Origin of the sequence: Allohahella marinimesophila (genome assembly GCF_039538005.1) — a bacterium.
GTDB classification, from domain to species: domain Bacteria; phylum Pseudomonadota; class Gammaproteobacteria; order Pseudomonadales; family Oleiphilaceae; genus Allohahella; species Allohahella marinimesophila.
In genome coordinates this window covers 771,990-785,839 of record NZ_BAABBO010000001.1, presented here as the reverse complement: position 1 = coordinate 785,839, position 13,850 = coordinate 771,990, and the positions used below count along the sequence as shown (strand labels likewise).

Sequence of the window (13,850 nt, the reverse complement as noted above, 5' to 3'; positions counted from 1 at the left end):
CATGTACAGCAGTACTTCTCACAAAGCACAGTCACTCACTTTACGCCGTACAGCCTTTAGCACAGGCGCAGGCGCGCTGACACTTGGCATTCCGGCGCTCATGCTTGGAGGGCTTGCACAGGCTGACGACGAGACCTTCGTACTCGACACGATGCAGGTAGAAGAGCGGACGGTAGACACTAATCCCTACGCCGAACCCGGCGCGCCTTACAAGGCCAAAGAGTCCGGTGATGACCGCCACGTCAAGCCCATCGCCGAAACACCCCAGACCATCAACGTCTTTACCCAGACCCAGATCAAGGATGCGGGGCAGAGTGATTTGAAGGAAGTGCTGGCAGCGCAGCCGGGTATTACCCTCGGCACTGGTGAGAACGGGAATGCTTTCGGCGATCGCTATATCATCCGTGGCCACGAAGCCCGCAGCGATGTCTTCGTCGATAGCCTGCGCGACCCGGGTATGACGACCCGTGAGACCTTTGCTACCGAACAGGTTGAAGTGACCAAGGGTCCCAGCTCCACATTCGCCGGACGGGGCTCGACGGGTGGTGCCATTAACAGCATCACCAAACATGCCAGCACCGAGTACGACTTCAACAAGGCGGAAGTCGGCGTCGGCACTGATGCTTACCGACGTCTGACTCTGGACAGCAACATCGGTATGACCGACCGCACTGCCCTGCGCCTCAATCTGCTGCATGGCTACGAAGAAGTCCCTGATCGCGAGCCAGCCGATCGGGAGCGAAATGGCGTGGCCTTGTCCGCCCTTTTCGAAGCTACGGATCAGCTCGATTTCAAGCTGGATTACTACTACCTCAACGCCATGGACCGCCCTGATCTCGGCACCTATATTGTCGCAGGGGGTGGCAGGCCGGTTGACGATCTAGCGAGCTACTCACAGGAGCAGGATTTCCTTGACTCCAAAATTGAAGTCTTCACTTTTCGAGCTGGCTACGACATCGACGACAACATTCGCATCGAAAATGCCAGCCGCTACGGCACCACCGACAACGGTTATGTCACCACCGGCGCGCGAGGCACTACCAGAGCGCCTGAAGACCCCTTTGCGCCGGGCGTCGACACAGTGTCGCTGAGTACCCACCAGGGCTACCAGGAAGTTGAGTACTTCGCCAACCAGCTCAATCTATTCGTTGACACAGAGCTGATGTCAAAGCGCAATCAGTTCGTCGTGTCTGCAGAGTTTTCGAACAACAACGTTCTCAATGGCGTTTACAACGTCAACAACACGGCGCCGACAAACTGCGCTGTAGCCGGTCGCGGTGGCGTTTCGCAGACCTATTGCATGTTGGGGCCTGATGGCACGACCATCGCCAATCTCGATGGGGTGATGGGTCGCCAGATCAGTAAGGGCGCGTGGGATACCGATTATTCAGTAGAGACGCTTTCGCTCTCGGTCATGGACACAGTCGACCTGACGGATCAATGGTCCATTTTCTTCGGGGTTCGGGTCGATAGCTTCGACTATAACAATACGGTGATATCGACCGACCGTGCGACTGGCGTGCGCAGCGCTACCAATTATGACTATTCCGACGACCTGTGGAACGGCCACCTTGGCGTGGTTTATCAAATCACAGAACAAGGCAACGTCTATGCGACTTACAGCACCTCTGCAAACATCAACGGTGGCGAGTCCGACCTCGGTGGCAACTGCGGGTATGGCGGCCTCTGTGGTGACCCGGTTCAGGTCACCAAAAGCGAGCCAGAGCTGACTGAAAATCTCGAAGTGGGTACCAAGTGGAACATCATGAACGAGAAGCTGCTGGCTACCGCGGCGGTCTTCCAGATCACCAAGGATGATGTCATGGAAACCATCGGTGAGGATGACTACGCCACGCTGGGCACCCTGAATACTGGCAAGAACCGTGTTCGTGGTGTAGAACTCTCGATGGCGGGTAATCTTACTGAAAAGTTGAGCACGCAGTTCGGTGTAGCCGTGATGGAGTCTGAAGTACTCGAGTCCTTCGACAGCGAGACAGAAGGCCGCACGCTGAGTAACTTTGCCGAAGACAGCTTGTACCTGCAACTCAGGTATCAGGCGACCGATAAATTCGCCTTCGGTGGCGCAGCGACCTATTCGAGCGAAATGTTTGCCGGACAGCCAGACTCGGCAGCAGGTTTCGACGATGCTCGGAATGATTATAGTTACCGGGTCCCGAGTTACTCAAAATACGACCTGTTTGCCAGCTATGCCTTTACTGACAAGCTCAGCACGCGTCTCAACGTCAACAACGTGTTCGACAAGGACTATTACCTTGCGGCCTATCGTAGCGGCGCATTCACCTATATCGGCGACGCACGCAATGCACAACTGGCCTTGGCTTATGAGTTCTAGTTCATGAGTAATCAGCAGAACGAACAGTTCTGCATACCCAGGGATGTCGTCAGCCTGGGGGATTACGAGCGGGTGGCCTCCACCCGTCTCACCCACGCCTGCAAAGAGCATATCGCCGCAGGCGTGGGTGATGAACTGACCCTCCAGCGCAATCGCGAAGACTTCGATCGTATCCGGATTCAGCCACGACTGCTGCGCAATTTTGCTCAGGCCAATACCAGCTGCGAATTGCTGGGTAGCCGCTTGCGCCATCCGATCATGCTGGCCCCCGTGGCTTATCAGAAGCTGGTACACGTCGACGGCGAGCTGGCCACAGCCGCCGGCGCGGCCGCAGTCGACTGCGGCATGATAGTGAGTACATTGGCATCTGCCAGCCTCGAAGACATCGCAAATCAGGGGCTCAGCCTCCTCTGGTTTCAAGTGTATTTTCAGCCAGAGCGGGCGGCGACGCTCGCTCTGGTCCGCCGTGCCGAGCGCGCAGGCTATACAGCGCTTGTCGTCACGCTGGACGCGCCTGTATCCGGCCTGCGCAATCGTGCCCAGCGAGCGGGTTTCGAACTCCCCGAACATGTTACGGCGGTCAATCTCGAGCACTTCTCCAGGCCACCACAGCGTGCCCTGGATTCGAACGATAGCGTAGTGCTTCATGGGTTCATGGCTGATGCGCCAACCATGGCCGATCTGACCTGGCTGTTGGCTGAAACACGCTTGCCAGTGTTGGTGAAAGGTGTGCTGAACCCCCTCGACGCGCTTGAATTGAAAAATCTGGGCTGCGCCGGGGTCGTGGTATCGAATCATGGTGGGCGCACTCTGGATGGTCTGCCATCCACAATCAGTGCACTTGCGGCTGTTCGTGCGGCTGTCGGGGACGAATACCCGGTTCTGCTCGATAGTGGTATCCGTCGCGGCACTGATGTTTTGAAGGCCCTGGCGCTCGGCGCGAACTGTGTACTCGTGGGCCGTCCCCAGCTCTACGCGCTGGCTGTCGCGGGTGCGCTCGGGGTGGCCCATATGCTACGCCTGCTGCACACCGAATTCGAAACAGCGATGGCTCTGAGTGGCTGTCCCTCCCTTGCAGACATCACGAAGGACTGCATCCTTGCTGATTGATATTCCAGACTTACTGTCGAACAGCGAAGTCATCGCCTTTAGGGAGCGTCTCGCTGGCGCTGAATGGATAGACGGTCGCAAAACAGCCGGCAGTCAGGCGCGCGGGGTCAAGAGCAATCTTCAGCTCGACGATGACGCTCCACTGGCCAAGGAGCTGAGCACCTACATTCTGCGAAAGCTTGGTAGCCACCCGACCTTTCTATCGGCAGCCCTGCCTCACAGTATCTTTCCACCCCGCTTCAACTGCTATCAGCAAGGCGGTGCCTACGGCCTGCACGTGGACAACGCCATCATGGCGCTGCCCGACCAGGGTCTTCTACGCAGCGATATATCAGCGACGCTGTTTCTGTCGGATCCTGACGCCTACGAAGGTGGCGAGCTGATGATAGAAGGCAGCTTCGGCGCGCAGCAAGTCAAGCTCGAGTCAGGCAGCCTCATTCTCTATCCTGCCAGCAGCCTGCATGAAGTCAGGCCAGTGATCAGTGGTCGCCGTGAAGCCGCCTTCTTCTGGGTGCAGAGCATGGTTCGAGAGCACCATCAGCGCGAGCAGCTGTTCGAGCTCGATCAGGCCATACAGGTGCTGAGCTCAGATCGTGGCTCGGACAATCATGAAGTGCGGCGGCTCAGTGCGCTGTATCACAACCTGCTGCGTAGCTGGTCGATCGTCTGAGCTCGCTGGCTGGCTGACGCGCGAGCTGATCAGTGGCCCGTCAGTTGTGCCAGCGCGGAAGATAAAGCTCGGCCCTGACTGTGCGGGTAGTCAGGTCTGAACTGATATCGATCCTGCCATCGTGGAGTTCGGCAATTTCCTTGACGAAGCTCAGGCCCAGGCCCGAGCTTTTTCGATCGCTTTCCGCTCTTGGCAGTGAATAGAAACGCTCGAAGATACGTTGTGCCGCAAAGTCTGGAATAACGCCGCCGCCATTGACGATGCTTATCCGACACATATCATCAGACGTGGACCTGTCTATAGTCACCTCGACACCCGCATGCTCGGGGCTGAAGTCAATGGCATTATCCAGCAGGTTGCTCACGGCCTGCGCCACCAGAAAGCGCTCGCCCTTTGCGTAACAGTCACCGTCCGGCAGGTGCAGCCGCAACTGCAAATGCTTCAGGTGAATCCGACTCGACTTTGCCTCTATCTCGGCGTCGACCAGAGACTGCAGACTCAGTCGCTCTGCACTGCGCAGCTCATTACGTTTTTCGACTTCGGCTAACGCAAGGAGACGCTCAATCAACACTGTGCACCTCAGGGCTTCACCGAGAATATTGTTGAGAAAGCGGGACCGCCTGTCATCGTCCATGGCAGGCTCCTGCAATAGCTCTGCCGCGCCTCTGATAGCCGCCAGCGGGCTCTTCAACTCGTGTGTCAGCGTATGGATATACTCCTCGACATAACGCCGCCCTTCCAGTGATTCACGCATCGCTTCCATCGAGTCAGCCAGGTGGGCCAGCTCGCGTTCGTGGATCTTCGGCAAGGCAGGTCGACGACCCGCACTGACCTCATCTACATAGCTGGATAACTTGCGTATGGATCGTGTCAGCCAGAATGACAGCAAGGCGCCAAGCACCAGCGCGGCGAGCAGAATGATGGTGCCCTGCTGCCAGATCTGCTGCCTGGCGAGATCGATGAATGGCTGCAGGCTTGCATTCGGTTGGCTTACCGTCAGGCTGCCGACGATGTCTCCGCGATGATAGATCGGCGCAGCCACATACATCGCCGTGCTGAACTCATCGCCGGCTTTCAGTTGCGTTGTTCGGGCCCCGTACTCCCCTTTCAGGGTCAATCTGACATCGTTCCATTGCGAGTAATCGATGCCGAGCTGAGAAGGGTCCGTGTGCAGAACCACGATACCATTCTGGTCTGTGACGTAAATCGTAAAGCGCGGTTTCGTCTTGTCCAGGGTCCAGATACGCGCATTCAACGGGCGATATTGATAGCGGTTCAGCGCAACTGAGAACGCTGAAGTATTCAGCCGCGCGTCGATCTGACCATGCAGGCGGACTTCCATCGCGACGAGTTCTGCAAGCAGGTTTGCTGTGTCTACCAGCGCCTCTTCGCTCGACTGCCTGATCGACGGCCGCAATTGATCTGCAACACCGTAGAGAAACCAGAGCGTAGCCATACCGACCAGCACGAAATAACCGAGAAAGATGCGGCGGCCAAATTTCACTACTCGGGCTGCCCGTTGAGCGACAGACTGTAGCCAAGACCACGATGCGTGACGATGGGATTCGACGCCGCGTCGATATCACGCAATTTGGCGCGCAGGCTTTTGACATGAGTATCGACTGCGCGTTCGAAGCTGGCTTCCGGCTCATTCCATACCTGATCCATCAGCTGACTGCGTGTGAATACCCGCTCCGGATTTTTGAGGAGATGGCTAAGGATCAGATATTCGTAGCGGGTCAACACCAGGGTCTGGCCGTGGAAGCGAATTCGTGCGCGCTCCTCGTTCAGATCAAAAGTCGAAGCGGGAGCGGGCCCAACTTCAGAATTGTCTAGCACGCTCGCTGGCGGCTGTACGCGTTTCAGAATGGCTCTGACGCGCGCACAGATCTCTCTGGGACTGAAAGGCTTGGTCACGTAGTCATCGCCCCCGATCTCAAGCCCGACAATGCGATCAATCTCGTCTCGTCGTGCCGTCAGAAACAATACGGGCACATTGGACTTCAATCGGATCTGCTTGCAGAGCTCGAAGCCGTTGATATCTGGCAGACCAACATCCAGCACCACCAGATCCACCTTCGGTGCGTCTGTAGCCAACAAGCCCAAGCCGTCCTGGCCAAGTCGCATCCAGCTGACCCTGAACCCATCGGTTTCAAGGGCGTAGACCAGGGTATCGGCAATGGCCGCTTCATCCTCGATGATGAGTATGTGCTGTAACGGTGTGCTGCTCTGCGGGCTCAATATCTCGGCGTCCTGGTATCGGTTCGTTCAGCTCGGCCGTCACTACATAGCGCAACGGACCTCCGGCGGACAATTCGTCGAAAGGATAGCAGCTAATGAGTTGAAGCTCAGCCGCTGCGCCTCCGAGCTGCAACTTTTCGCTACGACTGTCGACGATTCTGATCGATCTTACAGTGTACCTGCGAAGCGCCCCCCGTGTGTCTTCGAGTGTGAAGACATCGTTTTCGCGTACATGCTTCAGTTCGGCAAAGTGGGTATCCCTGTGCCCGGCCAGAATAATGCGGCCAACAGCATCCGGTGCTGCGCTGGCCTCTACATGGCCGGGCCCGAAGGCGAGCGCCTGGCCACTGGTACCATTGAGCACCACGTATGCGCTACCGTCGGGAAAGCGTAGCCGTCCCACAGGCCAGACATCCGCCCAGGGCCATGGCTTTACCTGAAGGATTTGCTGCTGACTGTGGCCCTCCTCTTGCGCAGCCAGCGTCGACGCCCAGGCGTGTTGCAGTAGAACCTGAGCCAGTACCGCCTTTGCATCAATCCATAACGCCGACACGAGCGCCCACAAACTGCCGGCGAATACCAGCGTCATCAGACTTCGCCGCGCCCACCGGTTCTTTTGACGTCGACCCGCCGGTTGCTGCGGCCGCCCGCCTGTCATCACGCGGCCTTCTACCGTATTCATGGCCGTACGCCAACAGGGTGACCTTGAGCGCTCAGCCTGAGCTCGCAAACGATCATGAACAGGCACAGCAAGAGTCCTACCAGGCCCAGCAGTCGGAGCAGGTCGGCCGGTGTCGCGGTATTGGGATAATGCACTGCGTACTGTGGCATGGCGACTTCATGACGGGCTGCCGCTTCCGATCCAGCCGGTAGCAGATTGGCAACCGTGCCTTCACCCAGTGGCTGACCAGGCGCTCTGACAGGAGCCTGCTCTTCGGCAATGAAGCTCGTGTATCTGGACGCCAGGTGATGATCAAGCGCCAGCTCGAGGATGGCCGGTCGCAACTCCGCTTCGGGCGTGCCGGTGTCTATACGGCGTGACAATGCTTCGATTCGAGCCTTGGCCCATACGCTCGAGACACCTGGGTGCTGGACCTTGTCATCGAGGCTTACCGTTCTTGACCACGGCTTGCCAGCCAGCTGGCCTCTCAGCCTCAGGCTGGTGGGCTTGTCCAAAGTCATGGCCACGACGACGGGATCACCAGCATACAGGTCGGGCACTTTTTCCGGCTCAAAACTTATCGCGGCACCGTCTTCACTTTCGATAACAATATCCGTGAGCACAGGCGCTTCGAGCTTGAGAAACAGTCGTCCCATCGACTCTGTGACCTGATCGGTCTGTGAAATATAGGTGAAGCTGCCTCGCCCTGCTTCTGCGGCCTTGCGCATGAACCAGGCATTTGGCGCAGAGCCAATCCCGACGGTGAACAGCCTGCTGCCGCCCAGCAATTTATGGATGATCCCGAAGAGTTCAGCTTCGTTGCCAACTGCGCCATCGGTGATAAACACCACTTGCCGCATTCGTTCCTTGTCGGCTTCGCCACTGAATGCGCTACGCAGCGCCGAGGCCATTTCTGTCCCTCCATTCGCCTCCAGATGGCTGACGAATTCGAGGGCCTGATTGATATTTCGCGTCGTGGCTGGCTCCGATGCCGAATAGAGTTGGGTAAAGGTCGAATTGAATTCAATGATGTTGAAGGTGTCGTCAGGACGCAGCCTGGTCAGGCCCTGTTGCAAACCCGCTCTGGCCTGTCTTATCGATTCACCGCCCATGGAACCTGATGTGTCGATAACAAAGATGATCTCGCGGGCTATTGGCGATGCCACCTGCGCAGCGACCACCGCGGCACTTTGTGGCGCCAGCACCAGCAAGCCATAGTGCTTTCCCTCGACCGTCTCACCGAAGACTTCCGCATAGGGTTCGTCCTCAGCTTCCATGGACCATGTCAGCAAGATGTCGCGATCCATCGGCTCACTGGTCTTGCTGAAGCTGATACTGCGGACTTTTATACCCTTGCTGACCGAGGGCTCGCCCCGCCTATCACCTGATTCGACGATGTCATGATGCACGCTCTCGAGGTCACCGATGTATGCTCCGCTGAAATTGCCAGAGAACTGCACAGTCGGCACGGCTTCAATGGGGAGCGCAGATTTGTCGACTACAGGAGAGCTGGCGATGGCCATGTCCTGCGCGTCCGCAGTGGCTGGAAAGTAGCGTGGCGTGAGCGTGGTTGGAATTCGCAATGTTGCCTTACCGGCATCTATTTCGATCGTTTCAATGTACTCTAGTCTTACCATGACTGACTCCGCTGGCGGAATATTGGCTACCCTGGTGGAAAACAGATTGGGGCGCTGCTGCTCTACCAGGCTCGCCACCCGTCCTTCCCGCTTTGCCGTGGCATAGCGCGCTTTCGCTGCTTCACGCTCGGCAATGCGTCCTTCGATCACGCGATCGCCAATCTCGATGCGCATGGCACGCACGGCCGCCTTGTCCGCCAATGGGAATAACCAGGTGCCTTCGGTGAAGTCGCTGTTGCGGTTGAAAAAACGCTGCTCGATAACGACACGGGCAATGCTACCTGTGACGTGGACCTGAACGCTGGTATCAAGCAGCGGCGCAGGCACCTGCACCCCGTCGCTTCGAAGCAGCATGAGTGCACCGGTAGCAGGTGCTGCGTCTTCAGCGGCCTGCGTCAACTGTGCCAGGCAGGAAATGAGCACCCAGACGCAGATGGCCAGGAGTGCGCGGATGGGATCGAGCCAGCGACCCGACTTGGTGTGACGTGACATGACAATTCTCCTGTGGAATGAACAGGAGACAGTGTGTTCCCACAACTTGGCATTCATGTGTGGATTGTGTGAGCGACTCGAACGTCACAGTCTGATCGTGCTTGCTGACTAGGCGAAACCTCGTGGTTTGCACGTAGTCAATAGGAATGGCAGCCTTATATTTCTTCCACTTACAAAGATGTTTCTATTTAACTAGTTTAAAACAGGGTATACCGGCTTTAGTGTTCAATGTGCCCCCAGAGCCCTAGAACAAGGTAAAGCCTGCAATTGAATCCTGAATCAGTTTTTGAATGGTCCGCTGGAATCTATCGATATCTGATACAGCCCGCCACCAACTCCACCCGGGGAGGCCCAGCGGAATGAGCTATCTGATCGAAAAGATGAGCTACTACATCGAATTGAGCGCCGAAGAGAAAACTGTGCTGCTCGATCTCGAGAGTGTGACCACCCAGTACAAGGCGAGGACGATCATCTATCACCAGGAAGCGCAGGTGGGTGATATCTTCGTAGTCAGAGAGGGTTGGGTCGCTACTTTTTCCCAGTTGCCAAATGGCAATCGAACCATTCTGAACATCCACTATCCTGGAGACATTGTAGGTTCTTCTTCCATGCCCTTCGAGGTTCACGCTTCCGGACTCATGAGCATCACGCCGGTCACGCTGTGCCCCTTTCCCAAGGAAAAGCTGGCCACCGTGTTCAGGCATCATCCCAATCTCTCCGCACTGCTGTATACCGTGAGCCTGCAGGAAAAAATGGTACTGGTCGATCGGCTGAAAGCAATAGGTCGCATGCCCGGCAAGAACAGGCTGATGTTATTCGTGTTGCAGGCGCATGCCCGACAGACGGCGTTTCAGCAGCTTGACGCGCTGACTTTCGATTTTCCGCTCTCGCAGGTGTTGATTGGAGATGCCATCGGTCTCACAACCGTGTATGTCAACCGAACGGTGAGAGAACTGGAAGAAGAAGGTCTCATGAGCGTTCGCAATCGGGAAGTTACTATTTTCAACAGGAGACGCATGATAGAACTGTGCGATTTCAAGGATCGGTACCGCCAACTCGATACGACCTGGTTTCCCGGCTTCATCAAATGAAGCCTTTTCTTAAGGGCCCCTGCCACCGCAGGCCCCGTCAACAGGATACGAGAGATGTGGCTGAGAACGAGATGTGATATCAGGTTCAACCTGAGCGTGCCGACGCCTTTCGTGCTGATGCTGCGTCCGCGAAGTGGTGCCCAGCAGTGGGTCGCGCGCGAGGAATACCGCGTGGTGCCTAGCCTGCCCGCCGTGGAGTTCACGGATATTTATGGCAATCTCTGCCAGCGCGTGACGGCAATGCCTCCAGAATTTGCGGTGTACACGACAGCCGAGGTGATGACCGCTGACATGGTCGACAAGGCACCCGGTGGTGAGTTCGTCGAAGTACAGAATTTACCGGACGCTGTGCTGATCTACCTGCTGCCCAGCCGCTACTGCGAATCCGATCGTTTTGGTCAGATGGCTACGGATATCAGCAGAGACTGCCTGCCGGGTTATGACCAGGCAGCAGCCATCACGACCTGGGTTCATCAGAACATCAACTATCGACCAGGCAACAGTGACCTTTCCGTATCTGCAGTCGAAGTAAATACGCGACAGTGGGGCGTCTGCCGGGACCTGTCCCACCTGTGTATCGCCTTGTGTCGTAGCCTGAGCATACCGGCCCGGCTTGTCGTGGGTTTTCTCCATGAGCTGAAGCCGATGGATCTTCACGCCTGGTTCGAAGTCTTCGTCGCCGGGCGCTGGTATACCTTCGACCCTACCGAAGATCAGCAGCGAGGCGGCTATGTCGTGATCGGCTACGGCCGGGATGCCGGTGACGTTGCGGTTTACAATCAGTTCGGGCCGACTGTGTACCCGGTCGACCAGACGGTGATCGTGGAACGAATCGCCGACGTCAGCCAGGTGCCGAACAGCCTGCCCTAGTGTCTATTCGGTCGAGGCCCAAAGCGCCGTCCAATTTGGTATAATAGGAAGATTGGGCGCAGTGATGTACCCGCAAGCCACCTGCCATTGTTGTATCAGAATGACTATGCCTCAGCCCTCGCAGTTCAGCGTTGCCCCCATGATGGACTGGACTGATCGACATTATCGCTATTTCGCCCGCCTGCTGAACCCGGAGACCGTTCTCTATACCGAGATGGTCACTACCGGTGCACTGATTCATGGCGATACCGACCGTTTCCTCGCTTACGATCGATCGGAGCATCCGCTGGTGCTGCAGCTCGGGGGTAGTAATCCTGCCGAACTTGCCCAGTGTGCCCGCATGGCCGAGGCGCGTGGTTTTGACGCCGTCAACCTGAATGTCGGCTGCCCCAGTGACAGAGTGCAGAACAACATGATCGGTGCCTGTCTCATGGCCCACCCGCAGCTGGTCAGTGACTGCCTTGCCGCGATGCAGGCGGCCGTCGATATTCCGGTCACCATCAAGCACAGGATTGGCATCGACGATCAGGATGGCGAAGCCAGCCTGCACGAATTCGTGAATACGGTACAGGCTTCGGGCTGCTCGACCTTCATCGTACACGCCCGCAAGGCCTTGCTGCAGGGACTTTCACCAAAGCAGAACCGTGAAGTACCTCCGCTCATCTATGATCGCGTGTATCGGCTCAAGGCAGCCTTCCCGGCGCTTGACATCATTATCAACGGCGGGATTGCATCCACTGAGGCAAGCTTCGAGCATCTTCAACACGTCGACGGTGTGATGATTGGACGGGCCGCCTACCAGACACCATGGATACTCGCGGAGCTTCCCGGCGGGCTGGCCCACCGCCAAACCGGGCACGCCGCAGACATCGATTTGCGCCTCCGGGTCGCTCGGGAATTTCTCGCGTACGTCGAGCGCGAACACGCCCAGGGCACCAGAGTCTGGGCCATGCTTCGGCATATCCTCGGCCTGTTCCACGCGCAGAAGGGTGGCCGAGTATTCAGGCGAGTCCTCAGCACCGAAGCCGTGCGGCCAGACACCTCGCCTGCGGTTTTCGCACGCGCCATTGACACTGTCGAAGCATTGCAATACAACGAAGCAAGCTAGCTCCCCAACACATTCAGGATGAATAATGGCCAATCTACTCGAGCAACTCCGAACCATGACTTCCGTGGTCGCAGACACCGGTGACGTTGAGGCCATCCTCAAGCATCGTCCTGATGATGCGACCACCAACCCTTCGCTTCTGCTCAAGGCTGTTGACCTGCCGCACTACCGAACCCTGCTGGACCAGGCTGTCGAAGCTGGTCATGGCGAAGTCGAGGCCGTATGTGACCGTTTCGCGACGTTCGTCGGTGGTGAAATTTTACAGAACATCAAGGGCTACGTGTCGACTGAAGTCGACGCCCGCCTGTCATTCGACACAGCCGCAACCGTCAATAAGGCTCAGCAGCTGATCGAATATTACGAGGCAGCCGGTGTGAAGCGGGACCGTATTCTGATCAAGATTGCGGCGACCTGGGAAGGCATTCAGGCGGCGGCAGAACTCGAACAGCAGGGCATTCATTGTAATCTGACCCTGCTGTTCAGTTTTGCCCAGGCCCAAGCCTGTGCCGATGCCGGCGCCACGTTGATCAGTCCCTTCGTCGGCCGAATCTATGACTGGTACAAGCGTGACCGTGACGTGCGCCATATCGACCCGATCGACGACCCTGGCGTGAAATCCGTGGCGCAGATTTACGAGTTCTACAAGCGGCACGGCTTCAAGACCATCGTCATGGGCGCCAGCTTCCGCCATATCGGTCAGATTACCGCCCTCGCCGGCTGTGACAAGCTCACCATCGCGCCCAACCTGCTGCAGGAGCTGGCCGAAACCGAAGAAGACCTTCAACGTGCATTGCCGGAACACAGCAGCCAGGGCGGCGAACGCCCATCCGCGCTGACGGAAGCCGAGTTTCGCTGGCAGCTCAACGAGGACGCCATGGCGACTGAAAAGCTCGCCGAAGGCATTCGCACATTTGCGGCTGATCAGATTGCCCTGGAGCGCATCGTCAAACGTGCGATTGAGGGTGATATCAGACGATGAGTGAATCAAAGAACGAAAATATTGTCTGGCAGACGTACAAGGTCAGCGCGGCCCAGCGGGCCGAGCAGAAGAACCAGCAGCCCTGCGTAGTCTGGCTGACTGGTCTCAGTGGTGCTGGCAAGTCCACCCTCGCCAGTGCACTCGACAGTCGCCTGCACGAGCTGAGGCATCACACCTATGTGCTCGATGGCGATAACGTGCGCCACGGCCTGAACAAGGATCTGGGATTCTCCGAGCGCGACAGGGTGGAAAACATCAGACGCGTCGGAGAAACGGCCTGCCTGATGGTGGATGCTGGCCTCATCGTGATTACGGCTTTCATTTCACCTTTCAGGAAAGACCGAAAAATGGTGAAATCACTGGTCAAACCAGGGCAATTCATCGAAGTGCACGTGTCCACGCCGATCGAGACCTGTGAAGGCCGTGACACGAAGGGCCTGTACAAGAAAGCCCGAAGTGGCCAGATCAAGGACTTTACGGGGGTCAATTCGCCTTATGAAGTGCCCGCGTCTGCCGATGTCACCATCGATACCAGCGACAACAGTCTCGAAGATTGCATCAACCAACTTATCGACTATCTCAGCAAATTCGGATACATCAGAACACAGCCGAAAGCCCTCTAGTGTCCTCTCGGACCG

The 13,850-nt window shown here is 57.1% G+C and carries 12 protein-coding genes; 8 read left to right on the top strand and 4 right to left on the bottom strand.

The features are described from left to right. The first annotated feature begins 1 nt into the window (after position 1). Genes ABD735_RS03520 through ABD735_RS03510 form a run of 3 tightly spaced genes read left to right on the top strand, consistent with a single transcriptional unit; the run spans position 2 to position 4,133 of the window. Complete coding sequence (locus ABD735_RS03520; protein ID WP_344803325.1) at positions 2 to 2,353, top strand: TonB-dependent receptor; 2,352 nt, start codon at positions 2 to 4, stop codon at positions 2,351 to 2,353. A gap of 3 nt (positions 2,354 to 2,356) precedes the next feature. After that, positions 2,357 to 3,463 carry an alpha-hydroxy acid oxidase gene (locus ABD735_RS03515; protein WP_344803323.1) on the top strand — a complete coding sequence of 369 codons (1,107 nt, stop codon included), beginning with the start codon at positions 2,357 to 2,359 and terminating at the stop codon, positions 3,461 to 3,463. Then, the gene (locus ABD735_RS03510) at positions 3,453 to 4,133 is read left to right on the top strand and encodes a Fe2+-dependent dioxygenase (protein WP_344803321.1); all 681 of its coding nucleotides are present in this window, start codon (positions 3,453 to 3,455) and stop codon (positions 4,131 to 4,133) included. Before ABD735_RS03515 ends, ABD735_RS03510 begins: the two co-directional genes overlap by 11 nt. 40 nt (positions 4,134 to 4,173) lie before the next feature. On the opposite strand, the gene creC is transcribed toward ABD735_RS03510, so the two are convergent. Genes creC through ABD735_RS03490 form a run of 4 tightly spaced genes read right to left on the bottom strand, consistent with a single transcriptional unit; the run spans position 4,174 to position 9,164 of the window. Further along, on the bottom strand, positions 4,174 to 5,637 hold the full coding sequence (gene creC, locus ABD735_RS03505) for a two-component system sensor histidine kinase CreC (protein ID WP_344803319.1): 1,464 nt from the start codon (positions 5,635 to 5,637) through the stop codon (positions 4,174 to 4,176). Then, on the bottom strand, positions 5,637 to 6,374 hold the full coding sequence (creB, locus tag ABD735_RS03500; protein ID WP_344803317.1) for a two-component system response regulator CreB: 738 nt from the start codon (positions 6,372 to 6,374) through the stop codon (positions 5,637 to 5,639). The genes creC and creB overlap by 1 nt, the downstream gene beginning before the upstream one ends. Beyond that, entirely contained in the window at positions 6,322 to 7,056 is a 735-nt protein-coding gene (locus ABD735_RS03495; RefSeq protein WP_344803315.1) for a class GN sortase, read from the bottom strand. The genes creB and ABD735_RS03495 overlap by 53 nt, the downstream gene beginning before the upstream one ends. Next, a complete protein-coding gene (locus ABD735_RS03490; RefSeq protein WP_344803313.1) occupies positions 7,053 to 9,164 on the bottom strand; it encodes a marine proteobacterial sortase target protein in 2,112 nt (703 codons plus the stop codon). Before ABD735_RS03490 ends, ABD735_RS03495 begins: the two co-directional genes overlap by 4 nt. A gap of 359 nt (positions 9,165 to 9,523) precedes the next feature. Between ABD735_RS03490 and ABD735_RS03485 the strand changes: the two genes are divergently transcribed. The 5 genes from ABD735_RS03485 (at position 9,524) to cysC (ending at position 13,835) form a co-directional block, all read left to right on the top strand. Further along, positions 9,524 to 10,255, top strand: coding sequence for a Crp/Fnr family transcriptional regulator (locus ABD735_RS03485; RefSeq protein ID WP_344803311.1), 732 nt, complete (start codon positions 9,524 to 9,526; stop codon positions 10,253 to 10,255). Positions 10,256 to 10,309: 54 nt separating this feature from the next. Further along, positions 10,310 to 11,125 (top strand): transglutaminase-like domain-containing protein, encoded by an 816-nt coding sequence (locus tag ABD735_RS03480; protein ID WP_344803309.1) that lies wholly within the window; start codon positions 10,310 to 10,312, stop codon positions 11,123 to 11,125. Positions 11,126 to 11,231: 106 nt separating this feature from the next. Then, complete coding sequence (gene dusA, locus ABD735_RS03475) at positions 11,232 to 12,233, top strand: tRNA dihydrouridine(20/20a) synthase DusA (RefSeq protein WP_344803307.1); 1,002 nt, start codon at positions 11,232 to 11,234, stop codon at positions 12,231 to 12,233. A gap of 25 nt (positions 12,234 to 12,258) precedes the next feature. Next, on the top strand, positions 12,259 to 13,212 hold the full coding sequence (tal, locus tag ABD735_RS03470) for a transaldolase (protein WP_344803305.1): 954 nt from the start codon (positions 12,259 to 12,261) through the stop codon (positions 13,210 to 13,212). Further along, entirely contained in the window at positions 13,209 to 13,835 is a 627-nt protein-coding gene (cysC, locus tag ABD735_RS03465; protein WP_344803303.1) for an adenylyl-sulfate kinase, read from the top strand. Before tal ends, cysC begins: the two co-directional genes overlap by 4 nt. Positions 13,836 to 13,850 lie beyond the last annotated feature (15 nt).